The sequence below is a fragment of the Kitasatospora sp. NBC_00039 genome, from assembly GCF_045160625.1.
In the GTDB taxonomy this organism is placed as follows: domain Bacteria; phylum Actinomycetota; class Actinomycetes; order Streptomycetales; family Streptomycetaceae; genus Kitasatospora.
The window spans coordinates 1,160,122-1,185,775 of record NZ_CP108289.1 but is presented as its reverse complement, the minus strand read 5'-3'; the positions used below and the strand labels follow the sequence as shown (position 1 = coordinate 1,185,775).

The window sequence follows — 25,654 nt, the reverse complement described above, 5'->3', positions numbered from 1 at the left end:
CGCGCCCGGCCGCCGTTCCTCCCACAGCACGTTCGAAACGCTCCCTAGCCGACCGGGGCGAGGCGGCTTCCGGTGGCCAGTTGGTGGAGTAGTCCGATGGTCTCGTCCTCGTGTGACGCGAAGACTCCGTGGTCGCTCTGCCAGGTGATCGCACGGGTTGCGCGTGTGGCGAACCGGTGTTGCAGGTCTGGGTGCATGACGCGGTCCTCGGTGCAGATCACGTAGGTGCTGGGCCGCTGGTGCCAGGCGGCGCCGGTCGTCGGCTGATGGCCGGGGGCCATCCTCTGGGGGACGAGCTCGGCGGTGTGGCGGGCACGTTCTTCTTCGCCGAGTTGGGCATGGAACAGTCTTCCCGCAGCCTTCGGGTCGATCGTCGTGGTTCCGGCAGGGTCACCGATCATGCTGGTCCCCAGGTCGGTGGCCGGTGCACCGGCGAGAAGGCCGAGGGCGGTCTCGCCGCGGTCGGGCATCATCGCGGCGAGGTACACGAGGTGGTCGATCCTTTGTGGCGGAAGGCCGGTGATGACGGCTCCGCCGTAGGAATGACCGCACGCGATGGCGGGGCCGCCCTCGGGCAGCTGGTCCAGTGCGGTCTCGGCCGCGGCTATGTCGGCTGCCAGCGACCCACGGTGCAGCTCGGCGACGGCCACGGCGACACCACGTGCCCGCAGCCCGGCCGCGACGCCGTCCCAAGCATGACCGGTGTGCCATGCGCCGTGCACCAGCAGCACTCCCCGGGGCGCGAAGGAGGGTGAGGAAAGGATCATGAGGGGCCTCTCGGTGTTCGGTCGATTGCGGAACAGGGGGGCATGCGGACGGCACCCGCACGCGGGTGCCAAAGCTGTGGGACGGCGGCGGGCGTTGCCTACGACAGCGCCGTGGCCGCGTCGCCTGCTGCGAACGCTGCGTCGTACATCTCGGGCTCGGGATGGCTCAATGCGCTGTCGGGGGTGCTGTTCATCGTGCGTTCTTCTCGGGACGGGTGTTCAGGTGCTCGTGCACACCGGCACCGCAACGGCCGCCGTGCCGACGACGACCACAGCTGCCGAACCTCCTCCAGCACGTCCTTCCAGCCGTTCGACCATAAGAGCGACCAGCCGGGAAAAGGATTCAGCTTCCGCCCGGAAATCCTTCGTAGGGGGTCTGCGCGGTCGTCGGCGTCCGCGAGCGGTACGGGCCGTGGGAGCGGATCCACGATCCCCCATGCCCACCCGCGAACCGAACACCGTCGGCGTCCTGATCGCCCGCATCGATCTCGCCGCGACCCAGACCGCGCTCCGACAGGCCGCCGTGAAGGCGGAGTTCCAGCGCAGGAACAAACCCGTTCTCGAAGCGCACCCTGCATCCGATCCGAGCGCCGACTCCGGCGTCGGACGCTCCCGGCCCGATGAACCGCTGACGGAGGTCCTCGACCAGGCCGGCCGCGTTGCCCTCGAACCGGCCGTCGCCGCTGTGCTGCCCGAAGCTCGCGAGGATCCGAAGCTCAGTTCCTCGTCGGCGCCGGGGCCTTCGCCGGCCCGGCCAGGTGCTCGGGTTCGAGTACGAAGACCGGGATCACGCGGTGGGTCTTCTCCTGGTATTCGGCGTACGGCGGATACGCGGCGACCGCGCGCTGCCACCACTGGGCCTTCTCGTCCCCCGTGAGCTCACGGGCCGTCATGTCCTGGCGTTCGGGTCCGTCCTGGAGCTCCACCTGCGAGTAGGCCTTGAGGTTGAAGTACCAGACCGGGTGGCGCGGGAAGCCGCCCTTCGAGGCCACCGCCGCGTACCGCCCGTCGTGCTCCACGCGCATCAGCGGAATCTTGTGGATCCTGCCGCTCCTCGCGCCGCGCATCGTGACAATGACGACCGGCAGGCCCGTGTCCCAGAGCGTCGTGCCCTGTGTGCCACCCGAACTCTCATACAGCTCGACCTGTTCGCGCACCCACTGCGCCGGACTCGGCTCGTACTCGCCCTCAAGAGGCATCGCATTCACCCCATTGTCGTGTACGGACTATGTCGGGACAGTCCAACACAGGCCTCGCGCGAAGGGGAGACCGCCGCCCCCGCTCTGCCGACGGATTCAAGTGTGACGGCAAGGTCCCGGAGTCGCACCCGGCTTTGCGTCTCCGCAGGTCAGGGCCGCACCCGACAGCAAGGTCGAATGAGACAGGGCAGTTGCGGTCGGTGTCCGGTCAGATGCCGGGGGCGGTCCGCCGAGCACGGTCTCGGCGGACCGAGGGACCGCGAAAGGTCCGGACGGCGCTGTGCGACGTCGCGACGCCGTCGGGTGCGGGCCCCCAGTCACGGCACGGCCGCTCGCCCGGCGGCGCCCGCCGCCCGACCGCGAGTACCGGAAGGCGTCCTTTCCGCTGTTGGTCAGCGTCGCCGGTCGGGTGCAGCCGCTGGCGTGGTCGACCTGCGGTCCTCCGGCGCGCGGCGTTGCGGTGACCGGGGCGACTCCGGTGTCACGCGGAGGTGCAGTGCGGCGAGCAGTACGCAGAATGCGGCCATCGCGGACCACAGCGCGGTCGTCCCCGCGTGAGCGAGCAGCTGGGTGCCGAGGACGGGTGCGAGCGTCGCGGCGATCCCCCAGCTGGTACCGAAGACGGCCAGGTAGCGGCCGCTTGCGCCGGGTGGTGCGAGGTCGGTGACGAGCGCGTAGACGCGGCCCATGACCAGCAGATCGCCGAGGCTCTTCACGGCGGCCGAGGCGAGCAGCGTCGGCAGGGTGCGGCTGAGGGCGAGGCCGGTCAGTCCCGTGGCCAGGAGGAGATGGGCGAGGGCGAGCGCGACGGGGGTGGTGAGCCGGGTCGCCCAGGGCAGGCGGATCAGCGGCTGGGCGAGCACGGTGGTGGCCGCGGCGGCGGTGAACAACAGCCCGGCGTCGGCGGCGGGCAGGCCCTGCCGCGCGAGTGCGAGCGGCAGGGCGATCACGGCCTGTTGGTTGATCAGGGCGTAGGCGGTGCCGGTGGCCAGGACGCTCAGCAGGGCGCGGTCGCGCAGCGGCCGTACGGCGGTGTCGTCCCGGTCCGCTGCGGGCGGTGCCGGGCGGTCGCGGGGGAGGGCCAGGTGGATCAGCAGCGCGCAGGCCAGGCAGGTGGCGGCGTCGGTGACGAAGAGCCAGCGCAGGTCCCAGCGGCCGAGGAGGGCGGCGAGCAGCCCGGCGCCCATGGCGCCCGCCGCGAGCGCGGCGCTGAACAGGCTGAACGCCCGCACCCGTTGCTGCTCCGGCACGGACTCGCCGATGATCGCCTGGCTCGGCGGCTCGTAGAGCTCGAAGGCCAGCCCGAGCAGCACCGCCCCGGCGACCGCCCAGGTGAGCGACGCGGAGGCTGCGATCGCCAGCTGTGCGACCGCGCATCCGCAGAGCCCGAGCACGATGGTCGTGCGTCGGCCGATCCGGTCGGCCAGATGTCCCCCGGCCAGCCGTGAGGGGATCGTCGCGAGCCCGAAGACGGCGCTGACCAGACCGGCGGCGGTCAGGCTCGCGCCGTGGTCGGTGCTGATCAGCACGGTGAGAAAGGGCAGTGAGAAGGCCCCGAGCCGGTTGACGACCCGGGCGAGTAACAGCAGGCGGACGGTGCGGGGCAGTGGTTCGGAGCGCGACATGGCGCCTCCTGTTCTCGTGGAAGGAATCGTCGATGTCGGGGATCGGCGGGGGGTACGTGCGCCGAGGTCCGTCTCGTCCTCGTGCGATCTGCGAGCCCTGCCCGACGCCGGCGGCGCCGGTCGCAGCATCGGTCTGCGCTGCCGGGGCCGGCGATCCACCGTCAGGTCGGACCGACGCCACGGGCGAAGTGCGGCAGCACCATCGCGACCAGGGCGTCGACATCGGCATCGACCATCGGTTCGCCGGTCATGCCCATCCGGTGGAGCAGGGTCCCGACGACGGCATCGATGAAGAACAGCACCCTGTTCTCCGGCTCGTCGAGCGCGTCCTGGAGGGCGAGGCGGTAGGGGTCCTGCAACCGTGCGGAGAGGATCTCGCGCAGGGCCGGGTCGCTGACGGCGTCGCTGAACACGCCCGCGAACGCGTCGCCCACCCCGGGCTCGCCGATCTTCGCCGCGATCCAGCGGATGACCGAGGACATGAGCTCGGCCCGGTCGGCGCCCTCCTGCAGCGGCACCGGGCCGAACGCGTCGAGGAGGCAGTCCACGATCAGCGCGCCCTTCGACGGCCAGCGGCGGTAGACCGTCGTCTTCGCGATGCCGGCCGCGGCGGCGATGCGCTCGACCGTGGCGCGCGCGTAGCCGAGTTCTCGGACGGTGCTCAGCGTGGCGGTGAAGACCTCGGCGTCGACGCCGGTGCGTGGGCGTCCGGGCGGTCGGGCGGGAGACGGCGTTCGAGTCATTCCCTCACCATAGCTAGTTCCGCTACCTTGGGTATCGATACCTGAGGTAGCGGAACCATCCGGGGAGGAGAAGGCATGAGCGGGGACAGCGGTGCGCGGCAGCCGTCGGCGGGCAGCAGCGGGTTGCGGCAGCAGGCGTTGGGGGGTGAGCCGGACTGGGCGGGGATGACCGGCGAGGAACTGGCCGCCTACCGCGAGGCGGAGAACCGCAGGCGGGCGTCGCCTGCGATGCGGGCGATCACCGGGATGCCGGACCCGGGTGCCGCGATCGACTGGCAGTCGCTGGAGCTGCCCGGCCGCCGCCTGCCGGTCCGGGTCCACCGGCCGGTGCGCGAACGCGGCGCCGGCTCCGCCGGCCGGGCGGCGGCCCTGCCCCTCGTACTCCACGTCCACGGCGGCGGGTTCGTGGGCACGGCGGTGCAGAGCGACTGGATCAACAGCCGTCTCGCCGCCCGGTTGCCGGCCCTCGTCGTCTCGGTCGAGCACCGTCTCCTCGCCCCGGACACTCCGCTGTCGGCCGCCGCCGACGACGGCTGGGACGCGCTCGACCACCTGGTGCGGCACGCCGCCGACTGGGGCATCGACCCGGCGCGCACCGCCGTCTTCGGCGAGAGCTGCGGCGCACTGATCACCGCCCTGGCCGCGATCCGCGCCAGGCGGGCCGGCCTGCAACTGCGGGCGCAGGTGCTGGTCAACCCCGTCGCGGACGTGACCGGGGCGATGTTCGACCACCCCTCGGTCACCGAGCACGCCCACAGCCCGACCCTGACCGTTCCCCAACTGCGGCTGGTGCACCGGCTCGCCGTCCCCCCGGGAACCGATCCCCGTGCGCTGTCGCCGCTGCACGCCGGCAGTCTCACCGGGCTCGCCCCGGCGCTGGTGGTGGTGCCGACCCATGACCCGCTGGCCGACCACGGCCGCCGCTACGCCGAGCGCCTGCGCGCGGCCGGGACGCCCACGCGGCTGACCGAGTTCCCGGAGGCCACGCACGCCTTCGTCAGCATGCCGGCCGTCGTGCCGCAGGCCGAGGCGGCACGGGCGGAGATCACCGGGTTCCTCCGGGACGCCCTCGGCAGTCGCCCCGGCGGTGGCTGACCGAGCGAGTCCGACGGACGGCCCGCCGCATGCGGCCTCTGGCGGGTCGGCGCCGGAGCGGCGGGTCGGTGCCGGAGCCGCTGGTGGTCGGTGCCGAGGAAGCATGGGCCAGGAAGAGACTGTAGAACGCGTCCCCCCACACGGTGCCGGGGGAGCGTCCGCTGACTCGGGTCGGACAACGCTCGCCGGGCAGCGCCGGTCCGGGTTCAGCTGACGGCGATTCCGCTGACGGCGGATGGGGGTGGACCAACCGGCACGCGGTGGGGACAGTGGCTCACATGCGACTTCTCATGCTCGGTGGATCCGGCTGCGTCCGACGGGCCGACACCGTCGCGGCGACGTCGCACGCGGCGGCCCACCGGTCCGACCGGAGGCCGTTCCGCCGATGGTCGAGCACACTGGCCCCGGCCCGCTGTCCGCAGCCGGCCGGGGCCACCGTTGAGCGGCGGCCCCGGCCGGATCGGCAGACGTCGCCGCCGGCCCGGCGAAGGCGTGCCTCCGGGCGGCCCCTCCGGCGCTCCGCACCGCTTCAACTCCACGATGACACCGCACACCTGCTGGGATCACCATGCCTACTCTCATAGCGCCTGACGGCACCGAGCTCGCCTACCGTGTCCTCGGGGAGGGCACCGGCACCCCCGTGGTCTGCCTGCCGGGCGGACCGATGCGGGATTCCGTCTACCTCGGCGACCTCGGAGGCCTCCCCGCGCACCGGCGGCTGGTCGTGGCCGACCAGCGCGGCGCCGGGCTGTCCGCGACACCGGAGGACCTCGCCTCCTACCGCTGCGACCGTCTGGTCGGCGACGTCGAGATGCTGCGCGAACACCTCGGCCTGGACCGGATCGACCTGCTCGCGCACTCCGCCGCCGCCAACCTTGCCGTGCGATACGCGGAGCAGTACCCGCACCGCGTCGGCCGGCTCGTCCTCGTCACGCCCGGCACCACCGCCGTCGGCCTGGAGGTCACCGGTGAGGACCGGCGCGAGGTCGGGCGGCTCCGCAGGGACGAGCCCTGGTTCGCGACGGCGTCGGCGGCATTCGACGCCATCGACGCCGGCCGGGCCGAGGCCGATGACTGGGTGGCCATCGCGCCCTTCCTCTACGGCCGTTGGGACGAGACGGCGCGCGCCCACCGGGCGGCCGAGGAGGCCCAGTGGAACGCGGCGGCGGCGGAGGTCTTCGGATCCGAGGGTGCCTTCGACCCGGATGCCACCCGGGCGGCGCTCGCCGCGCTCGACACGCCGGTCCTGGTCCTCGCCGGGGAGTTCGACCTGGCCTCGCCCCCGCACCTGCTGTCCCGCTTCGCCGCGCTGTTCCCGCGTGCCGAGTTCGTCGTCCAGCCCGGCGCGGGCCACTACCCCTGGCTGGACGACGCCGACAGCTTCGTGTCGGCCACCGTGCGGTTCCTGACCTGAGACCCGGCCCGGACACGCCGTGGCCGGTGGTCGCATGACACCGGGCTTCGTACCGGACGTCCGACCCACCCCGAGCGGCCGCAAGCCCGGGTTCAGCCGGCCCGGCCACCGGCGCTGTCGCAGAGCCGCGCCGCCAGCGCGGTCGGGCCGGGCATCGCCGAGATCTCCGCGCTGACCTCGTGCGCGGCCCGGGCCAGCGCGTCGTCGGCGAGCAACCGGTCCAGCAGCGCCGGCCCGATCTCCTCGGCGCCTGCGCTGAGTCCGGCTCCCCGCTCGCGCACCGCGTCCGCGTTGACGAAGCGGTCGGACCCGTCGGGCAGCGCGAGCTGCGGGACGCCCGCGTCCAGCGCGGCGAGCGCGGTACCGCTGCCGCCGTGGTGGATCGCGGCCGCGCAGGTGCCCAGCAGCGCCCGCCACGGCACCCAGCCGTACGAGCGGACGTTGTCCGGCAGTGTGCCGAGCGTACTGAGGTCGAGCTCGCCGGTCGCCAGCACGAAGTCCGCGTGGACGTCGGCTGCCGCCGCGATCACCCGCTCGATCCTGGTCAGGCCGTCCGTCCTGGGCGGTACCGTGCCCAGGGTCACCGCCACGCGCGGACGACGGGCGGGCGCGGCCAGGGGCTCGGGGAGCGCGCCTTCGCCGTTGTAGGCGACGGGCCGCATCGAGCAGCCGTAGCGTTCTCCCCGGACCATGCTCGGCGGCGCGAGGTCGACGGTGTCCACCGGCTCCGGCAGCCGGTCGATTCCGTGCCGGGCGAAGGTCTCCGCCATCTCCGCCAGCATCAGCGCGCGCAGCCGGGGGGTGCGGACGAATCCCAGGTCGTGCTGGACCGCGGGCACGCCCAGGCTGGTCGCCGCGAGCAGTGCCACCGGGAACAGGTACTCGTACACCACCAGGTCGGGTCGCCACCGCGCGGCGAGTTCGACGGTCGCGTCGGCCACCGCGCTGTTGACGTGGGCGGCCAGCGGGACGAAGGCCTCGCGGTCGGCCGCATCGGTCTCGACCACCCGCCGCATCAGGTCGGGCCGCCGGGTGCGGCCGGCCTCCCGGATCTCCTTGCGCCAGTCCACCCCGGGGGCGAGGGGCAGGTACGGCAGTCCGCACGCGGCGACCGGCTCGCCGCCGTCCATCGAGGCGACCGCGACCACGTGGCCCAGGTCGCGCATGGCTCGGGCCAGCGGGACCAGGGGGAAGAGATGGCCGACGCCGGGGGCGCCGGCGAACAGTACACGCATGAAAGTACCTCGGTGATCGGCCGGCGGTATCAGCCGGCGGCCCGGTGCAGGGCGGCTTCCAGACCGTTCAGCACGGCGTTGCAGTCACGGCGCAGGGTGGCGGCGTCGGCGGCGCTCAGCAGGTACACCCCGAGCCAGTTGCGCGACCCCGCGGCGGGGTCGAATGCGGGCACCCGCTGTCCCGCCGGCATGGCGAAGGCGGGTACGTCCTCGATGGTGCTGCCCGGTGACAGCAGGCTCTGCCAGTCCACGGCCTGCGGGTTCCAGACGGGCCTGCTCCGCCAGGGCACTCCGGCCGCGTCGGCCGGGACGACGGCCACCGACGCGGCGGCCCGGGCGCCGTCGGTGAGCATGGCCTCGGGGTAGTCGACCCGCTCGCCCAGCAGCTGCCGGACCAGCATGCCGATCGGGTCGAGCCCGAACACCTCGTGGACCTGCCTGGTCGTCAGCAGGCCGCCGAACCGCGCTGCGGTCTCGATGACCACCAGCTCGCCGTTCTCCATCAGCTTGAACTCGGTGTGGGTGCCGCAGTTCTCCAGGCCGAGCGCGTCGACGGCCTGCCTCGACACCTCCTCGATCCGGCGCTGCAGTGGCACGGGCATGACGGAGGGCGAGGTGCTGGCCACCTCGACGAAGGACGGCACGGTCGGCAGTTTGGCGGTGATGGCCAGCGGACGGTACACACCGTCCGCGACGATCCCCTCCACGCTCACGTAGTCGCCGTAGCCGGGTTCCGGGTACCAGCCCTCGGTGGAGCCCAGGGCGATCTCCTCGACCAGCCGGTCCCGGTCGGTGTCCGCGGCGTAGAGCTCGTTCATGCCGACCCGGCTGCCGGCCTGGAGTCCGCGCTCGATCTCGCTCCACGCCGGGGCGGCGTCCCCGGCCGAGTCCAGGACGATCTGGGCGACCGACCCGGCGCCCCAGGCCGGCTTGAGCAGCAGCGGGGGTGTGAACTCGGCCAGCGCGGCGTCCAGGTCCGCAAGGCTGTCGACCCGGCGGAACCGCGGTATCGGCACCCCGGCGGCGGCCCACGCCTCCCGCATCAGCCGCTTGTCCCTGGCGCGGATGATCCCCGGGCCGGCACCGGCCAGGCCGAGCCGACGCGCGGCGTGCGCGACGGCCAGCACCGCGAACTCCGAGAGCGTCAGCACCGCGTCCGCCCCGATGGCCTTCGCGTGCTCCACGATCAGCTCGACCAGTTCGTCGCCGCGCGGCGCCTCGGGGAGCAGCTCGATGCCGGTACAGCTGGGCCGCCACACCTCCTCGGCGGTCGTGGGCAGCGGAGCCAGTGCGAGCACGTGCAGCTCCCCGCAGGCGGCGATGCGCGGGAAGGCGTACTCCAGTGGGGCCCCGCCCTTGACGTAGACGTACAGAATCCTCTTCAACGTACTTTCTCCTGACGGAAGTTCACTGTCCTCACGGACGTCGGCCGGCGCGCTTCAGCCGGCGACGCGGAAGGGGCGCAGCTGCAGCAGGCTGACCCGGTCGCCCTCGATCGCCCACTCGATGTCGACCGGGGCGGCGTAGCTCTCGTCGGGTGAGAAGTGCGACTGCAGCAGCCGGCTGATCAGCGCCAGTCGGCCCAGGAGGTCCTTGGTCGCGGAGTCCAGGTCGGCGGTGGCGGCGCCCAGCGAGACCGTGCGGCTGCCGCCCTCCACGGTGTTGCACAGGTACTGGAGCGGGGCGCCCTGGCCGGAGACCACCTCGGTCACCGAGTGCGGTGAGATGTTGAGGTAGACGTTGCGGAAGTCCTGCGGGCTCAGCGGGTTGCAGGTGACCAGGACGCCGCCGGTGGTGGCGCCGACCTGCTCCTGGACGATCACGCCCATGCGGCAGTGGTCCATGGGGATGCCCGCCTGGTGGCGCAGCAGTACGGCCCGCGGCGAGAACAGCGAGGCCCAGACCTCCCGGACCGCGTCGAGGACGGCGTCGGCGCCGCTGACGTGAGCCACCGACTCGTAGAGTCCGGCGGCCGAGAAGCCGGGCAGGTCCTCGGCGTTGGAGGAGCTGCGGACGACCTGGACGGGTGCGCCGTACAAGTGCCGGTCGATCGCCCGGTCGATCTCGCTCCGGATCGGATCGGGCAGCGGGGTGGCGCGGATCAGCTGCTGCGCCTCGCGACAGAGGTGCTCGATCCGGGAAGTACCGTCCACACCTGCGGAGTCGAGCCGGTCGACGGCGGCTCGGAGCTCCGCCGAGGAGTCCAGGAAGCGCTGTTGGAGGGAGAACGGCAGCACGATCCCGCGCGGCACCTCGGCGTGCTCCTTCACCAGGAGCTGTACGGCGGTGGTCAGTTCGCCGTCCGCGCCCCCGGGGATGTCGAGTTGCCGGGCCAGGTAGTGCAGCAGGTTGTCCCGGGGCGGTCGGGGGACGCGGTAGTAGCCGAGCCAGCGGGGTGAGCCGTGCTGCAGCAGATGGATGACTTCACCGAGGTTCGCGGCCTTGGTGCCGAACCGGACGTGGTCGCCCGCGCGCAGTTCGGACAGGGGGGTGATCGGGCTGGGCGAGAGGTCGGGCCGGTCCACGGTGATGCGTTCGGCCGGCGGCGGCGTCGGCCGAACGCCGTCGCGTCGCGGCTGCGCGGCTTCGAGGAGGAGGTCGGAGCCGTCGGCATCGACCCGGTAGTGGATCCATCGGCCGTTCAGCCCGGCGCGGGCGATCCGGTCGGCGGCTCCGATGCCGACGGCGTTGGGGATCCGCCATCCGGCGGCCATCACGTTGATGTGGGAGAGCGGGGTGGTGTGCTCGGTGTGGATGATGCCGGACACCCGGGGGATGTCCTCGGGCACCCGGGGCATCGCCACGATGTCGTGCCACTCCAGCGGTTCGGGGCTGGCCCGGTACTCCTCCTCGGAGCGGAACACCCGCAGCCGCCCGTGGGCCGCCCCGGGGTTCAACGGCACGAAGGAGGCCGTGGAGTAGAGCTCGTGGGACAGGACGCGCGGTATCTCGGTCTCGGGGATCCGGGCGACGTAGCCCTCCTGCCGGTGGTTGGCCGGTTTGAGGACCAGCGGCAGCGACGGGTCAATGTGGTCGCGCACCCGGTGGTAGAAGGACCGCAGCATGTCCTGGGACATGGTGTCGACGTCGACGGTCTCCAACGACATGAAGGTGTCGGCCACTCGGCCGCCGACGCCGCCGCGCCGGGTGTGCAGGGCGAGGGTGCCGAGATAGAAGCGGCGGTCGGGATTCCGGTAGACCTCGTCGTTGAACGAATCGAGATCGCGGGCCAGCTCTTCTATCGACATGCCGAGTATCTCGGACGCGATGTAGCGCACGTGGAGCGTGCCGTCCGCACTGTCGATGAAGTGGAGCACCGAATCGGTGCGGTCGAGCACGATTTTCACGTAGGGATAGCCGCCGACGTTGCCGGCGAGCCGGGAGAACTCCTGGAGGGTGAGATTTTCGCCTGAGAGGCGAGGCCGCGTGGTCGCTTCGTTGCGACCCGAACGGTTGCTGCGCAAAGTTGAGCCATTCGTCATCGTGTACACGTTCAGTGTGCAGAAGGCCAGAGAGGTGGTACGGCCGCACACATATTGCCATCAAAGCAGAATGTCTGATGAAGTGTCAGATTGGATTTGGCCACTGCGCAATGATCCGGCCATAAAGGCCCGCCTTCGTGAACGTGACTGCAGGTCAGGCTGTGGCAAAGGTCACAACAAGGGTGTGTATGACCCGGGCCAATGATCGAATTTCTCCGGAAATGTTGATTCCTGCACGATCTCTGTTCGGGGTGAACCGTGTCCGGGTGCCTGTCATGCTCAATGCAATTCGTCGGCGTATGGCGAGGCGAGCCCATGGCTGTGCACAGCGCCCGGGGAGGTCATGACGGGGTGTCCGAAAGGCTCCACGGTCTTCGCGGCGGTCCGGCCGGTGGCCCCGCCGAGTGGAAGGTCGGCTCCGGCGGATTCGCTCCGCACGTTGATTCCCGGAGCCGGACGGCCGGGCTCGTGCGGGGTCGGGCCGGCCCGCTTCCTTCGGTGAACGGAACGGACGACGGGCACGGGTGTGCCGTCCGAGGTCCACGCAACCGGCCTCGTCACCATGGGGTATGGCATCAAGCCCTGGGGCGGCCGGTCCGCGGCCTCCCTCGTCGTGGCCGCCCTGGTGGTCGCCCGGGCGATCGACATCCTGCAGTGAACGACGCGTGCACCGGCCCGGGTGAGGAGCCGCGTCATCGAGGAGGTCCGTCGAACGGGCCCCGGCGCGGCGTGGCGATGCCGGTGGTGGGCGTCGCGGTCGTGCTGCGTGGATCGTCTCGCTCGGACCTTCTCCGGCGCGCGCCCTCCGCCCGCGCCGACGGGTCAGCCGTCGCTGCGGAAGTGGTCCATCGAGATCTTCACCGGGCCGTTGGCGGTCACGGAGACGACCCGCACGATCGCGATGTCGTGGGTGCTGCGCGCGCGTAGGCAGAAGGCTCGTCCGGCGGGCAGGTCGCCGAAGCCGAGAGCCGTCGCCGGCTGCCGGTCGATGGCCGCCGAGCACTCGGTCGGGGTGGGCCGGCCGCCCGGGGCGATGGCGGCGTCGCTTCCCGTCGGGATCAGGAACTCGTTGGCGTTGTGCCCCACGGACCACTGGGTGGACTCTGCGGGGGTCAGCCTGCCGGTCTCGATGTCGAAGTCGTAGGACTCGTCGGGGGCGGTCAGGTCCGCACCGGTGTAGACCGCGGTGTACGTGGCCGGGTTGGCGGGCGTCGGGCCGTCGGCCACCGGTGCCGGTGTGTCCGGGCCGGTGTCACGGGCCGTCGGGCTGTCGTCGGCCGATCCCGTGGCTGCGAGGACCCGGTCGAGCTTGTCGGACAGGACCACGCCGCCGACCGTGCCGCCGAGAGCCACCACCAGCGCCGTCGACAGCAGCACCGTCTTCCAGGTCACGCCCTTGCGGCGGGGCCTGCCCACCGCGGGTACCGCGGGAGCGACGACGGTCGGCAGCGGGGGCGGAAGCAGAGCGGTCGGCGCCTCGGGCAGGGGCCGCACAGCGCCGTACGAGCCGGGCGGGGCCTGGACGGCGACGACGTCGGGGGAGATCACGGTGGGCAGGTCGTGCGGGAGGCCCTGCGCCGGGTCCTGCGGCAGGTCGGAGCGGCGGGTGATGTCGCTGCTGACCCGCGTGGGCAGCCAGTCGTCGGCGAAGCGCAGCCCGCCGCCCACGGCGGGGTGGTTGCGGGCGGCCTCGATGATCTCGGCGGGTGTGGGCCGGTCCTCGGGTTGCTTGGCCAGGCAGCGCAGCAGCAGCGCGTGCAGGTCGCCCGGGACGCGGCCGAGGTCCGGCTGCTCGTTCACCACCCGGTAGAGCACCGCGGTCTCCGGTCCCTCGCCGAACGGCTGGGTGCCGCCGGCGGCGTAGGCCGCCAGCGAGCCCAGCGCGAAGACGTCCGTCGCGGGCGTGACCGGCCGGCCCAGCGCCTGCTCGGGCGCCATGAAGGAAGGCGAACCGATCCGGAAACCGGTGCCGGTCAGCGCGACGGCGTCGGCCGCGCGGGCGATGCCGAAGTCGATCACGCGCGGACCGTCGGCCGCGATCAGCACGTTGGCGGGCTTGAGGTCCCGGTGCACCACCGCGGCGCCGTGGATCGCCTGCAGGGCCTCCGCGATCCCGCCCATCAGCAGCAGGACCGTGCGCACCGGCAGTGCGCCGTGTTCCCGGACCACCTGTTGCAGCGACGGGCCCGGAACGTACGCGGTGGCCAGCCAGGGCACGTCGGCGTCCGCGCCGGAGTCGATCACCTGGGCGGTGTACAGCCCGTGGATCCGCCGGGCGTTGGCCACCTCCTGTGCGAAGCGCCACCGGAACTCGGTGTCCTGTGCGAACTCCGGCCGGACCGTCTTGAGGGCCACCGGCCGGCCACCGGGGGTGTAGGACAGGTAGACCCGCCCCATGCCGCCCGCCCCGAGCCGGGCGTGCAGCCGGTAGCCGCCGACGTCACCCGGGTCGTCGGGCTGCAGCGGCTGGAAGGGCGGTGACATGGTCAAGGAGTCCGGGGACATGTCGACGGGCACGTGGAAGGTCTCCAGTAGGGCGAGCTGGGGGCGGGGGCGGGGCGGCGCGGGGGAGTCCCGGCCGTTCAGCAGGTCGTCCCGCTCGGAACCGGCTTCAGGTCGATGAGGTAGGCGTCGACGGCATCGGTGACGCAGGCATTGCTGCGGCCGTAGGCGGTGTGGCCGGGCCCCTTGAAGGTGAGCAGCATGCCGCCGGGCAGTTGGGCCGCGAGGCCTTGCGACCACGGGTAGGGCGTGGCCGGGTCGCCGGTGGTGCCGACGACGAGGACCGGGGGCAGGCCCTCGGCGTTCACGCGGTGCGGCTGCTGCTGTCCGGCCGGCCAGTCCTTGCAGGTGAGTTCGGCGAGCACGGCGGAGGTGCCGAAGACTCCGGCCTCCCGGTCGGCGCGCTCCATCAGGTCCCAGTAGGGCTGCGGGTCCCTGGGGTGCGGCTGGTCGAGGCAGTTGACGGCGGTGATGGCGACGGCGGAGTTGTCGGGGGCCCGCTCGCCGGAGCCACCCGGTTCGGACCCGGAGCCCGCGCTGTCGTTCTGGCCGGATATGCCGGGGCCGGCGATCTCGGCGAGTTTCGTCCCGTCGCCGCCCCGCGCGGCGCGCAGTGCCTCGGACAGGTCCTGCCACTGGGACTCGGGCGAGTACATCGACTTGGTGAGGGCGGTGAGCAGCATGTTCTGGTCGAGCCGCTCGGTGGTGCCCTTGATGGGCAGCGGGTGCCTGGCCGTCCGCCGGTGCAGGTCGGCGATCACCTTCTGGATGCCGTCCGGGGTGGTGGCGGGGCAGGCGTCGTGGACCACGGTGGCGCACTGCCGGGCGTAGTCGTCCACCGACTTCCGGAAGGCTCCGCCCTGCTGGAGGGCGGCCTCGGACCACCCGAGCGAGGGGTCGACCGCGCCGTCGAGGACGAGCGCGCGGACCCGGTGCGGGAACAGCTCGCCGTAGACGGTGCCGAGGTAGGTGCCGTAGGACCAGCCGAGGTAGCTGAGCTTCTCGTCGCCGAGGGCCGCACGCAGCACGTCCATGTCGCGGGCCGCGTCCAGCGTCCCGACGTGCGGCAGGACGGCTCCGCTGCGGGCCTTGCAGGCGGCGACCTGCTTCTCGGCGTCCGCGAGCGCGGCGCTGCGTTCGGCGGCGGTCTTCGGGTACGCACTCGTCGGCGCGGTGTCGGATTCGGGCTGGTCCTGGTCGGCGGAACCGGAGGAGCCGCAGTCGACGGCCGGCTTGCTGCCGGCCACGCCCCGGGGGTCGAAGCCGACGATGTCGAAGCGGGCGCGTGCCCGCTCGCTGAAGGAGGAGAGGCCGCCGGACTTCAGCTGCTCGACCCCGGATTCGCCCGGTCCGCCGGGGTTGAAGACCAGGGAGCCCATGCGCTGGGCGGGGTCCGTCGCCACGGACCTGGCCAGCGGCAGGGTGAAGGTCCGGCCGGTCTCCGGGTGCGCGTAGTCCATCGGGACGGTCAACGTGGCGCACTGCAGCTCGCCGCACGTGGACCAGGCCGGCTTCTGCCGGTAGAAGGTCTGCAGGGCGCTCTGCTGTGCGGAATCGGTCGGCGCCGTGCCGGTGCCCTCCTCAGCCGTGTCCCCGTACGCCGGGATGCATCCGGCAAGTGCCGTCACGCCGAGTGCGGCCAGGGCCAGGATCAGGCCGGCACGCTTGCTCGTCGGGTGGTTCATGAGGGTGCTCCAGAGGGAATCGGCAGGGTTGTTGCGTACGGCGGCCGCGGTGGTCGGTGGTCGGCGGGACCGGCACCACCCCGGTAGCCCGGGGCGGCCGGGCCGAGGGCTCCGCCCGCCGGCCGGTACAGCGGTCCCCGGGCGCGTGGGGGATCGCGCCCGGGGATGTCTCACGGCGCCGCGTGCCGGTCCGCCCACGGATCTCCCGGGCGAACGGCCGCGCTGTTCGGCTCCTGCCGGTTCGCTCCGCTGTGACCTCACAGATGATGGCCGGGCGAAGCTGAGGATTTGATGAGGGCGGCCCCGGCCGCACATCGGGCTATCCTGGCCGCCGTGCGAGTACTGGTGGCCGAAGACGACGATGACCTGCGGTTCGCCGTGGCCGCGGCGCTGCGCAGCGAGGGGCTGGCGGTCGACGAGGTGGCCGATCTGCCGGCCGCGGACGAGGCGCTGTTCGTCACCGAGTACGACTGCGCGGTGTTCGACCGGATGCTGCCCTCCGGGGACGCCGTCGACTTCGTGCGCGAGCTGCGCCGGGCCGGGCGGACCGTCCCGGTGCTGTTCCTCACCGCCCGGGACACGGTCGCCGACCGGGTCGAGGGGTTCGCCGTCGGCGGCGACGACTACCTGGTCAAGCCGTTCGCAGTGCCCGAGCTGGCGGCCCGGGTGCACAGTCTGTGCCGACGGGCGGCCACCGTCCGGCCCCCGGTGCAGCGGTTCGCCGACCTGGAGATCGACACCGCCCGCCGCCAGGTGCACCGGGACGGCGTGCTGCTGATGCTCACCCGCAAGGAGTTCGCCGTACTGGAGCTGCTCGCGGCCCGGGCGGACCAGGCGGTGCCCCGCGGCGACCTGATCGAGAAGTGCTGGGACGAGATGACCGAGCCGAACTCCAATGTCGTCGAGGTGCTGGTCTCCCAGCTGCGCCGCAAGCTCGGCGACCCGCCGCTGATCCACACGGTCCGCGGGGTGGGCTACCGGCTGGCACCGCCCGGCGGCGACGGCGGCGGACGGTGATGACGGCCGCAGCCCGGATCCGGCGGCTGCGCAGACGACTCACCGCACTGTTCGCTCTCACCAGCGCGATCGGACTGATCGGGCTGGCGGCGTTCGCCATCCGCACCGACGACAACGCCTGGAGCGACCGGCTCGACGACGCGCTCACCCTGCAGACCAGCCAGGCGATCCTGCTCCTGAGCTTCGACGACGACGGCCAGTTCGACGCGCAGGCCCTTCAGGACGGGATGGAGACCGATTGCCCGCCGGTGACCGTGGTGACCGGCACGGCCGACCGGCCCGCCGTCGCCTACACCCCGCGCAAGCCCTGCGTTCGGGCTCATCCCGAGGACCTGGAATCGGTGGCCGCGGAGGCCATGCGCGAGGGATCGGCCGTCGTGGCCGACGCGCGCAGCGACAACGGCCACCGGATCCGGCTCCTCGCCGAGCCCTACGCGGGAGCCGACGGCCAGTCGACGGCCGGTGCAGTGGTCGCAGCCGATGACACCACCGGTGACCGGGCTGCGCACCGCAAGCTGGCTCTGCTGCTGGTGGCCGGCTGTGCGGTCCTGGTTGCGCTCTCCGCGGTGGCCGGGCACCTGCTGTCCGGGCGGGCGATCCGGCCGGCGCTGACGGCGCTGCAGCAGCAGGAGGAGTTCCTCGCCGACGCGGCCCACGACCTGCGCACACCCACCGCATCGCTACGCGGCCTCGCGGAGACCGCGCTACGCGACGACGAGCACCGCACCGCCGCGCTCGAACGGACCGTGCGCCTGGCCTCCCGGATGGGGGACCTGATCGACGGCCTGCTGACCCGGGCCCGGTTGATGGCCGGTGTCGGCACCCTGGCCAGCCAGCCGCTGCGCCTGGACCAGCTCGTCGAGGTGGTCGTCGACGACACCGAGACCGGCGAGCACCGCGTGACCGTCCACACCGACCCGGTCGTCGTGGTCGCCGATCCCGACCTGCTCCGGCGGGCGGTGGCCAACCTGCTCGGCAACGCGCTCCTCCACGGCCATGCCCCGGGCCTGCCCGCGGAGGTCGACGTCACCGTGGCCGCCGACGGAACGGTGACCGTCGACGACGCCGGCCCCGGCGTCCCCCCGGCTCTGGCCGACTCCCTCTTCCAGCGCTTCCACAGCGGCTCCGGCTCCACCGGACTCGGGCTGTCCATCGCCTCCTGGGTCGCCCAGGCCCACGGCGGCACCCTCGATGTCGGCACCAGCCCGCGCGGCGGCGCCCGCTTCACCCTCCGCCTCCCGCCCCGGACGAAGTAGGCCGACCCCGTCGATGGGCGGGGAACCGGCCCTGTCCCGTGTTCCCGACCGGCCGCCCGCCCCGAGTGCGGCTGCCGGAGCCCGCCGCGAGCGCAGCCGCCGGCACAGAAGTGCGCCGGACTGCCTGCCGGCGGAGCCGGGTCGGCCGGCCGGACGGCGCTCGGTCCGTGGTCAGGTCCGGCGCAGGGCCTCGGTGAGGTGGCGGGCGGCTTCGATGATGGCCTGGGCGTGCAGCGGGCCGGGGTGGCGGGTCAGGCGTTCGATGGGGCCGGAGACGGAGACGGCGGCCACGACGCGGTTGGAGGGGCCGCGGACGGGTGCGGCGACCGAGGCCACGCCCGGCTCGCGCTCGCCGATCGACTGGGCCCAGCCGCGGCGGCGGACGCCGCTCAGTGCGGTGGCGGTGAAGCGGGCGCCCTGGAGGCCGCGGTGGAGCCGCTCGGGCTCCTCCCAGGCCAGCAGGACCTGGGCGGCCGAGCCGGCCTTCATCGGCAGGGTGCTGCCGACCGGGACGGTGTCCCGCAGGCCGGAGAGCCGCTCGGCGGCGGCTACGCAGATCCGCATCTCGCCCTGGCGGCGGTAGAGCTGTGCGCTCTCGCCGGTGACGTCGCGCAGGTGGGTCAGGACCGGGCCCGCGGTGGCGAGCAGCCGGTCCTCGCCCGCCGCGGCGGAGAGTTCGGAGAGGCGGGGGCCGAGGATGAACCGGCCCTGCATGTCCCTGGTGACCAGTCGGTGGTGTTCGAGTGCGACGGCGAGTCTGTGGGCCGTGGGCCGCGCCAGACCGGTGGCGGCGACCAGCCCCGCCAACGTGGCGGGGCCCGACTCCAGTGCGCTGAGCACCAGAGCGGCCTTGTCGAGAACGCCGACGCCGCTGCTGTTGTCCATGGGTAGTACCAAGTCTCTTTCTTCGAGGCGCGGTTGACCCGCCGGCCGCACGGTGGCGGCAGGCGGTACCGGCGCGCGGCGCCGTCGGCGGTGTGTCGGGTGGGGCACGTCCCGCGTCGTCGCGGGGCCGCCGGTCGGAGCCGGGGAGGGGTGGGGCCGCCGGTCGGAGCCGGGGGAGGGGTGGGGGAGGGCACGTCGCGCCCGGCGGCCGAGGGGCCGAGGCCCGGGGCGGGCGTCCGGTCAGCGCGTGCGGGCGCCCGCGGTGGGGGGCGGCGTGGTGGCCCACGCCGGGGCGCCCGCCGTGGAGCGGCGTCCGGCGTGCGGCGTGGCGCGGGTCACGGTGAGCGGTACCGCGAACGACGTGTGCGGGGACGCGGGGGCGGACGGGCCGGTGGCGTCGCTCGGGGCGGGCCGCTTCAGCGCGCGCGGATCCCAGGCGACGGAGGGCAGAGAAAGCACCGCTTCTCCTCATCTCTCCCGGCGCCACGTTGGCGACGGGCCGGAGTTGGCACTGATCCCGGTGGTCGCGCCCGTGGTCGGGCATCGACGTGGCCGGGGAGTTGCCGGGGCTTCGTAGGGCCGGTCCCTCCACCCCTCTGGATGATTCGCCAGAAACCATACAAGACGGTCGCGCCGCTCTGCCAACGGCCTCCCGTGCCGGGTGACCGCGAGGTGTTCGAGACGGGTCGCCGCCTCCCGCAGCCGACCCTGCGGTTCCCCAGTCCGCGCACGGAGGTCGCCGGGCAGGGTCCCGCACCTGGTGCCGCGACCTGAGCGCCGCCCAACGCGCCGGTCACATGGGGTGGTTGGGTTCCGTCGTGGAGATGTCACCCACCCTGGGCGATACCGGTCGACGGGCATCGTGAATGACGACGTTCGCGCTGCGCACCCGCGTTCACGACTCCGGGACGGCAGGTGAGTCGAGGCCGGGGCCGAAGGGCCCGGGGGCGTCGGCCGGGGTGGCGGCCTCGGTGGCCGGACCGTGCTTCGGTGCGCGGGCGTCGAGCTCGTCGAGCATCTTCCGGGTGAAGCCGAAGTAGTACGTGGCCAGGAGGCCTGTGGCGTATCCGGTCACCAGACCGGCGGCGTAGACGGCCGCGCTGACCCCGAGGCCGCGTGAGCCGGTCAGCAGCGGGAACAGCGCCCAGCCGGAGGGGCCGATGGCGGTCGAGCCGATGGCGGCACCGAGCTGGCCCAGCAGCCCCACGACGGCTCCGCCGCAGGCACCGCCGAGACAGGCCGTGACGAACGGGCGTCCGAGGGGGAGCGAGACCCCGTAGATCAGCGGCTCGCCGACGCCGAGGAACCCCGCGGGCAGGGCGGACCTGATGGTCGCCCTGATCGAGGCGTTGCCGCGCAGCCGAAGGTAGACGGCGACGGCGCAGCCGACCTGCCCGGCCCCGGCCATGGCGAGGATCGGCAGCAGCTCGGTGGAGCCCTGCTGCTGGATCAGGGTGGTGTGGATCGGGATCAGGGCCTGGTGGAGGCCGAGCATGACCAGGGGGAGGAACAGACCCCCGAGCACCATCCCGGCAAGGGCGCCGCCGTGGGACAGCAGCCAGGTCGCGAGAACGCCGATCGCCGTGGAGACCTCTCCGGCGACGAACATCAGGCCGAACAGGGTGGCCAGGCCGGTGACGAGCACGGTGACCGTCGGAGTGAGCAGGACGTCGAGGGCGTCGGGCATCACCCGCCGGCTCCACCGTTCGACCCGGACCGCCAGCAGTGCGGCGGCGAGCGCTCCGATCACCCCGCCCTGGCCCGGTGCGAGGTGGTGGCCGAAGGCTTCCACCTTGGAGACCCCCGCGTAGACGGTCACACTGGCCACGGCGCCGCCGAGCACGGGTGTGCCGCCGAACTCCTTCGCCGTGTGGTAGCCGACGAAGACGGCGAGCAGGGACATGAACCCGGAGGAGATCGCGGTGAGGGCCGGCGCCAGTCCGGGAGCCCAACCGAGGTTGGTGAGCGCGCCGTTGACACCGGCCACGATGCCGCAGCCGATCAGCGCGGGGATCAGCGGCACGAAGACGTTCGCGATCCGGCGGAGCACGAGCTTGACCGGGGTCGCGTTCCTGGCCCCGGCCTCCGCTCTGATCGCCGCCCCGCGCCGGGCCAGGTCCTCGGCGCCGACGGCGGCGCCGGTGCCGGGGCCCTCCCGGGCGTCATCCGGTCCCGGGGCGGCGCCGTCGTCCTCCCGCTCCCGCCGCCCGTCGAGGAGCGCCTGGAGCTCGGGTGCCACCCGGGCGACGACGCCCGGGCCGAGGACGATCTGACAGGTGTCGTCCTCGACGACGCCCAGTACGGCGGGAAGGGCGCGGAGCTTCTCCTCGTCCACCAGGGAGCGGTCGCGCAGGCCGAGCCGCAGCCGGGTCATGCAGTGGGCGACGGAGTGGATGTTGGCGGGGCCCCCGACGAGCGGGAGGATGGCTTCGGCGGTGGCACGATGCTTGTCGTCGGACATGACGGGCCTTCCGTGGGCTCGATGCGGAATGTCGGAGCTGCCGGAGCGCGTCGCGCGGTCGACCGACGGAGCGATGGAACAAACGCGGCGGCGGCCGGAGCGTCGAGCGAGTCGAGGATCACCACAATGGCGCTCCCGACCTCGCCGCCGGTGGCAGGCGGAGCCGGTTCCACGGTTGTGTCGTCCCTGTCCGGGCTGCCGGCGGGGTGTCGACACCGTTGTGTTCGCCTGAGGACCGCGCGCGGATCCCTCTCCTGGGAGACCATGCCCTCATGGACACCGAGACGGTCGTACGCACCCGCCGCGCCCTGCACGCGGTGGCCGAACTGGTCCTCGCCGGCCCCCAGCACCGGGCCGGCGGCACGATCCGGCTGCGCGCCTGTGCGGGCGGTTTCGCCACCAGCGTCGAGCCGCAGCTGCGAGTGATCGGCGCGGAGCTGGTCGCGCCCGGGCAGGTGCTGTCCCTCGAACGGACCACCTGCACCGCGCTCGGCGCGGCCCTCGGGCTCACTGTCGGTGCTCCCGTCGGGCTGTACCAGGACGGGCCGGGCATCGCCGCCGACGCAGCCATCGAGGCGGACCCGTCCGCCGCCCGCCGGCTCGCGCACTGCTTCGCGCTCGGCGACGCCGCGCTGCGCGGGCTGTTCGCGGGAGCGGACCCGGTCATCTGGCCCGAGCATTTCGACATCGCGGTGACCGCCGGCGAAGTGAACTACGGCATCTCACCCGGCGACGCGTTCCAGCCGGAGCCGTACGCGTACGTCGGCCCGCACGCCCCGCTGCGGGGTGCGTTCTGGAACGCGCCCTTCGGCGCCGCCCGGACGATCAGTCAACTCGGCGGCGTGGTAGGCATCATGGCCTTCCTGGAGCAGGGCCGTCGACTGGCCGACGGAGCCTGACCGGTCCGGCGGACATCGAGCCGTGATCGCCCTCTGCCCGACGAGTGCGCACGCAGGAGCCGCTCCTGGACGAGGGCACCTCCTCGTACGACGCGGGCCCCGCGGCGGAGTCGCTGCCCCGGTGCCCGGCCGGCCGGTGGAATTGCCCGAAAGGGCCGCTGCCGGTCGGTCCGCTTGGCCCGACAGGCCGTCAGGTGGTCGAATCGCTCCGTGCGTCCGGGCCGACAGGCCCGGACGGCGTCCGTTCCGGCCACTCATTCACCCGGGAGAGGCATGTCCTTTCTGTCCCACCACCGCAAGACCGCCGTCGGCGTCGTGGCCCTCACCACGCTTGCGATCTCCTGCGGCTCGGCCACCGCCAGCAGCTCCGCCGCCGCGGCGGGCAAGGTCCTGTGGACCCCGAGCACCAGCAAGGGCCCGTCCTCCTTCGCCGCCGTCCAGTGCGCGTCGGGCGACTTCGGCGTCGTCAAGGACTCCGCCAAGGGCAGTGTCTGGCGGGCGTTCCAGGCCGCGGGCGAGGAGCGCTGCGAGACGCTCGGCCCCGACCTGAAGGAGGGCGACACCTTCTACCTCGGCTGGTCGTCCAAGGTGGACATCAAGGACTCGAACAGCCGCTACGTCTTCCAGCTCAAGTGCTCGCCGAGCACCGACACGGCGAACCACCCGATCGAGATCGACGCGACGACCGGGCGCATCCGCCTCCAGGAGTGGGACACCGACCACGTCGCGCACACGCTGTGGACCGCGCCGACCGCCAACAACAAGTGGCACTCCTACGCGCTGAAGATCCGCCTGGGCCGCACCGACGGCACCATCGACTTCTGGTTCGACGGCGTGAAGCAGACCTTCACCACCGGCTCGGGCACCTTCAAGGGCACCACCTGGGACGGCGACCGCAACTACCTCAAGTGGGGCTCCTACCACCCCTCCTCGGGGGACGCGACGAACACCTTCACCAGCCCGATCATGGCGACCACCCTGGAGGCCGCCACCGCCGGCTCGTAAGGGCCCGGTGGCCCGGCCGAGCCGCCCCGGCCGGGTCCACCTGACCTTACGCACACCGGCTGCACGTCGGCCGGGTCCGGCCGGGCACCTGCGCGAGAAGGGCGCGGCGTTGCGCGACGCGGCCCGGCGGCGGCCCGAGGGTACGCGGTGTCGCAGCAGCATCAGACGTCGGCGGTGCTACCCGAGAACCGTCCGGAGCCCATGACATCGCCTCCCGGAGCCAGGCGGCCGCGCTCACCGGGGAGCAGGCCGGAGCGTACGAGTTCGCGATCTCCTACCGCCGGCGGTTCGCGCATGCCTCGAAGCGGTGAGGCGAAGTTCGGGAGGAAGCTCAGCGTCATACCGGCTGCGCCGATCCACAGGGTGGCCGGTGCGCCGAGTGCGGCGCCTGCGGCTCCGCCCAGGACTGCGCCCAGTGGAAGGCCGCAGCACGACACGAACCGGGTGGTCGCGCTCATCCGGCCCAGGAGCCGGTCCGGCGTGAGGGCCTGTTGGATGCTCGACTGGGCAACGACACGGACGACCCCGCCCAGCGAGAGGGCTGCGAGCCCGGCCGCTGCCACGTAGACGGTGCAGCCGGGTCGGGCCAACGGCATCAATGCCGTCAGCGGACAGGTGACGGGGGGCATGAGCCAGATGATCGGACCGTGCCCGAGCCGCTTGGACAGTCGGCTCGCCGACAGCGCGCCTGCCAGGGCGCCGAAGCCCATACCCGAGAACACGAGGCCGATGCCGGAGGAGTCGAGGCCCATTTCCCGCCGCAGGAAGACCAGCAACATGGTCTGGTACATGGCCAGGAAGAGATTGAAGACCGCGTCTCCCAGCACGGTCGCGCGGAGAACGGGATGTGTGAGAACGAAGCGCAAGCCCGCTCCGATGTCACGGAGCAACCGAGGTCGCTCACCGGGTTCCGGCTTCGGTTCGCGCCTTCGGATGCCGATCGCCAGCAGGCCGGACGCCGCCATACCGATCGAGCTCGCCAAGAGCGTGGCAGGAGCGCCCACCCAACCGACCAGCGGACCCGCCACTGCCGGACCGCTGATGCTGGTGACCGAGCGCACCGCCGAGAGCTTCGAGTTTCCTTCGACAAGACTGCCGCGCCCCACGAGGTGCGGGAGACAGCTGACGTACGCGACGTCGAAGAAGGCGGTCAGTGCACCGTGAAGCAGGGCGATCGCGAAGAGCCACCCCGTGGTGAGAAGACCGGCCCACCACGCCACCGGTATCGTCGCGAGGGCCAGTGACCTCACAAGGTCGGTGCTGATCATGACCGACCGCTTCCGCATGCGGTCCACCCACGCGCCTGCCGGCAGTCCGGCCAGGAGCGAGCCCGCCGTGGTCATCGCGGTCAGCAGCCCGACCTGGAACTCGTCGGCATCCAGGGCCACGATGGCAACCAGTGGCAGCGCCAGGAAGATGATGCGATCGCCCAGCTGGCCGAGTGCGGTGGCGGCGAACAGGCGCCGGAAGTCGGGGTCGCGCAGGAGCCCGGGACGGAGGGGCAAGGACATTCGGTCACCCACCGTCGGTGGCGAAGCGGCCCATCGGGCCCATCAGTGAGGGGTGGTCGACCCCGAACTCGTAGACCACTTCGCGGCGCCCGTCGGGAATGACGATGTCGGCGGTCTCCACGGGGCGTCCGCCGGTGTCGTAGATGGTCCGCTCGATCCGGAGTACCAGGTCCCCGGTGCTGATTCCCAGAAGGTTCGCCTGTTCCCGGGTGGCGTGAGCCGGGCGTGGCCGCTCGACCACAGTCCGGACCACGACGCCTAGGGAGCGCATGCGCTCGACCACCCCCTTGCCCGCGAGCGGTCCCGTCTCGGGGAGAAGGATCGGCGTTCCGCCCGTGATGGCCATCGGCTCCCAGGATTCGGAGAGTTGGACGGGTTGCCCGTCGGCGAGGAACTCGTAGTGCGTGGTGACGCAGGGATCCCCCGGGTCGACGCCGAGCCGCTCGGCGATCGCCTCAGTGGCGGGAACGCGCACCTGGCTGTGCGCGTCCCAGGCGTTGGCCCTGCCTCGCTCCTCCGACCGGAGGCGGGCGGGGGAGCCGGTTCGGTGTTCGCGATGCCTGGAGCGGACCATCTGAAGGCGTTCGAGTGGGACACGGACGTAGGTGCCCGAGCCCGCGCGTCCTTCCAGGAGGCCCTCGACGATCAGACATTCCACCGCTCGCTGCGAGACGTTGCGTCCGACCCCGTACTCCTCGGCGAGCCGCACCCGCGACGGCAGCCTCTCCCCGACCTCCCACTCTCCCGCGAGAATTCGTGCACGCAGTGCGTCGCTCACGGCAAGATACGGCGCCTCTCGGGGCAAGGTGTTCCTCCGGTTGCTCTGCTGCGCGGCAGCTGACGACTCCAGGCGGTACCGGCAAGCTATTCCAT

20 protein-coding genes and 1 riboswitch are annotated in these 25,654 nt (G+C 72.7%); of the genes, 6 read left to right on the top strand and 14 right to left on the bottom strand.

Annotation, left to right across the window (positions count from 1 at the left end; all coding sequences use genetic code 11):
- Positions 1–44 precede the first annotated feature (44 nt).
- The 4 genes from OG286_RS05735 to OG286_RS05720 all read right to left on the bottom strand — a co-directional run bounded on the left by OG286_RS05735 (position 45) and on the right by OG286_RS05720 (position 4,334).
- A complete protein-coding gene (locus OG286_RS05735) occupies positions 45–767 on the bottom strand; it encodes an alpha/beta hydrolase (RefSeq protein ID WP_396323018.1) in 723 nt (240 codons plus the stop codon).
- Between the two features lie 716 nt (positions 768–1,483).
- Complete coding sequence (locus OG286_RS05730; protein ID WP_396323017.1) at positions 1,484–1,966, bottom strand: nitroreductase family deazaflavin-dependent oxidoreductase; 483 nt, start codon at positions 1,964–1,966, stop codon at positions 1,484–1,486.
- A gap of 392 nt (positions 1,967–2,358) precedes the next feature.
- On the bottom strand, positions 2,359–3,591 hold the full coding sequence (locus tag OG286_RS05725; RefSeq protein WP_405362858.1) for an MFS transporter: 1,233 nt from the start codon (positions 3,589–3,591) through the stop codon (positions 2,359–2,361).
- Positions 3,592–3,752: 161 nt separating this feature from the next.
- Complete coding sequence (locus OG286_RS05720; RefSeq protein WP_396323015.1) at positions 3,753–4,334, bottom strand: TetR/AcrR family transcriptional regulator; 582 nt, start codon at positions 4,332–4,334, stop codon at positions 3,753–3,755.
- Positions 4,335–4,499: 165 nt separating this feature from the next.
- On the opposite strand from OG286_RS05720, the gene OG286_RS05715 reads away from it, so the two are divergent.
- Both OG286_RS05715 and OG286_RS05710 read left to right on the top strand, forming a co-directional pair.
- Positions 4,500–5,429, top strand: coding sequence for an alpha/beta hydrolase (locus tag OG286_RS05715; RefSeq protein ID WP_405363880.1), 930 nt, complete (start codon positions 4,500–4,502; stop codon positions 5,427–5,429).
- 568 nt (positions 5,430–5,997) lie between these two features.
- Positions 5,998–6,843, top strand: coding sequence for an alpha/beta fold hydrolase (locus OG286_RS05710; protein WP_405362860.1), 846 nt, complete (start codon positions 5,998–6,000; stop codon positions 6,841–6,843).
- A 92-nt stretch (positions 6,844–6,935) separates the two neighbouring features.
- On the opposite strand, the gene OG286_RS05705 is transcribed toward OG286_RS05710, so the two are convergent.
- The 5 genes from OG286_RS05705 to OG286_RS05685 form a co-directional block, all read right to left on the bottom strand.
- A complete protein-coding gene (locus OG286_RS05705) occupies positions 6,936–8,078 on the bottom strand; it encodes a glycosyltransferase (protein WP_405362862.1) in 1,143 nt (380 codons plus the stop codon).
- Between the two features lie 29 nt (positions 8,079–8,107).
- Positions 8,108–9,463 carry an acetyl-CoA carboxylase biotin carboxylase subunit family protein gene (locus tag OG286_RS05700; protein WP_396323012.1) on the bottom strand — a complete coding sequence of 452 codons (1,356 nt, stop codon included), beginning with the start codon at positions 9,461–9,463 and terminating at the stop codon, positions 8,108–8,110.
- Positions 9,464–9,517: 54 nt separating this feature from the next.
- The gene (locus tag OG286_RS05695) at positions 9,518–11,560 is read right to left on the bottom strand and encodes a PEP/pyruvate-binding domain-containing protein (protein WP_396323011.1); all 2,043 of its coding nucleotides are present in this window, start codon (positions 11,558–11,560) and stop codon (positions 9,518–9,520) included.
- A gap of 822 nt (positions 11,561–12,382) precedes the next feature.
- Entirely contained in the window at positions 12,383–14,044 is a 1,662-nt protein-coding gene (locus OG286_RS05690; RefSeq protein WP_396323010.1) for a serine/threonine-protein kinase, read from the bottom strand.
- Between the two features lie 98 nt (positions 14,045–14,142).
- On the bottom strand, positions 14,143–15,747 hold the full coding sequence (locus tag OG286_RS05685; RefSeq protein WP_396323009.1) for an alpha/beta hydrolase: 1,605 nt from the start codon (positions 15,745–15,747) through the stop codon (positions 14,143–14,145).
- 333 nt (positions 15,748–16,080) lie between these two features.
- Between OG286_RS05685 and OG286_RS05680 the strand changes: the two genes are divergently transcribed.
- Both OG286_RS05680 and OG286_RS05675 read left to right on the top strand, forming a co-directional pair.
- Positions 16,081–16,764 (top strand): response regulator transcription factor, encoded by a 684-nt coding sequence (locus OG286_RS05680; RefSeq protein ID WP_396323008.1) that lies wholly within the window; start codon positions 16,081–16,083, stop codon positions 16,762–16,764.
- The gene (locus OG286_RS05675) at positions 16,764–18,020 is read left to right on the top strand and encodes a sensor histidine kinase (protein ID WP_396323007.1); all 1,257 of its coding nucleotides are present in this window, start codon (positions 16,764–16,766) and stop codon (positions 18,018–18,020) included. The genes OG286_RS05680 and OG286_RS05675 overlap by 1 nt, the downstream gene beginning before the upstream one ends.
- Before the next feature lie 171 nt (positions 18,021–18,191).
- On the opposite strand, the gene OG286_RS05670 is transcribed toward OG286_RS05675, so the two are convergent.
- From OG286_RS05670 to OG286_RS05660, 3 genes are all read right to left on the bottom strand, one after another.
- Positions 18,192–18,905 carry an IclR family transcriptional regulator gene (locus tag OG286_RS05670; protein ID WP_405362869.1) on the bottom strand — a complete coding sequence of 238 codons (714 nt, stop codon included), beginning with the start codon at positions 18,903–18,905 and terminating at the stop codon, positions 18,192–18,194.
- A 240-nt stretch (positions 18,906–19,145) separates the two neighbouring features.
- The gene (locus tag OG286_RS05665) at positions 19,146–19,364 is read right to left on the bottom strand and encodes a hypothetical protein (protein ID WP_396323281.1); all 219 of its coding nucleotides are present in this window, start codon (positions 19,362–19,364) and stop codon (positions 19,146–19,148) included.
- A gap of 6 nt (positions 19,365–19,370) precedes the next feature.
- A riboswitch (SAM riboswitch) is annotated at positions 19,371–19,512 on the bottom strand.
- A gap of 288 nt (positions 19,513–19,800) precedes the next feature.
- Positions 19,801–21,366 carry a PTS transporter subunit EIIC gene (locus OG286_RS05660; RefSeq protein ID WP_405362872.1) on the bottom strand — a complete coding sequence of 522 codons (1,566 nt, stop codon included), beginning with the start codon at positions 21,364–21,366 and terminating at the stop codon, positions 19,801–19,803.
- Between the two features lie 272 nt (positions 21,367–21,638).
- Here OG286_RS05660 and OG286_RS05655 point away from each other — a divergent pair, with 272 nt between their 5' ends.
- Together OG286_RS05655 and OG286_RS05650 are read left to right on the top strand one after the other, a co-directional pair.
- The gene (locus OG286_RS05655) at positions 21,639–22,265 is read left to right on the top strand and encodes a hypothetical protein (RefSeq protein WP_396323283.1); all 627 of its coding nucleotides are present in this window, start codon (positions 21,639–21,641) and stop codon (positions 22,263–22,265) included.
- Positions 22,266–22,538: 273 nt separating this feature from the next.
- Positions 22,539–23,270, top strand: a complete 732-nt coding sequence (locus OG286_RS05650) for a heparin lyase I family protein (RefSeq protein WP_396323284.1) — start codon at positions 22,539–22,541, stop codon at positions 23,268–23,270.
- Between the two features lie 161 nt (positions 23,271–23,431).
- On the opposite strand, the gene OG286_RS05645 is transcribed toward OG286_RS05650, so the two are convergent.
- Both OG286_RS05645 and OG286_RS05640 read right to left on the bottom strand, forming a co-directional pair.
- Positions 23,432–24,781 (bottom strand): MFS transporter, encoded by a 1,350-nt coding sequence (locus OG286_RS05645; protein WP_396323285.1) that lies wholly within the window; start codon positions 24,779–24,781, stop codon positions 23,432–23,434.
- Between the two features lie 4 nt (positions 24,782–24,785).
- Entirely contained in the window at positions 24,786–25,586 is an 801-nt protein-coding gene (locus OG286_RS05640; protein WP_396323286.1) for a GntR family transcriptional regulator, read from the bottom strand.
- Between the last annotated feature and the right edge of the window lie 68 nt (positions 25,587–25,654).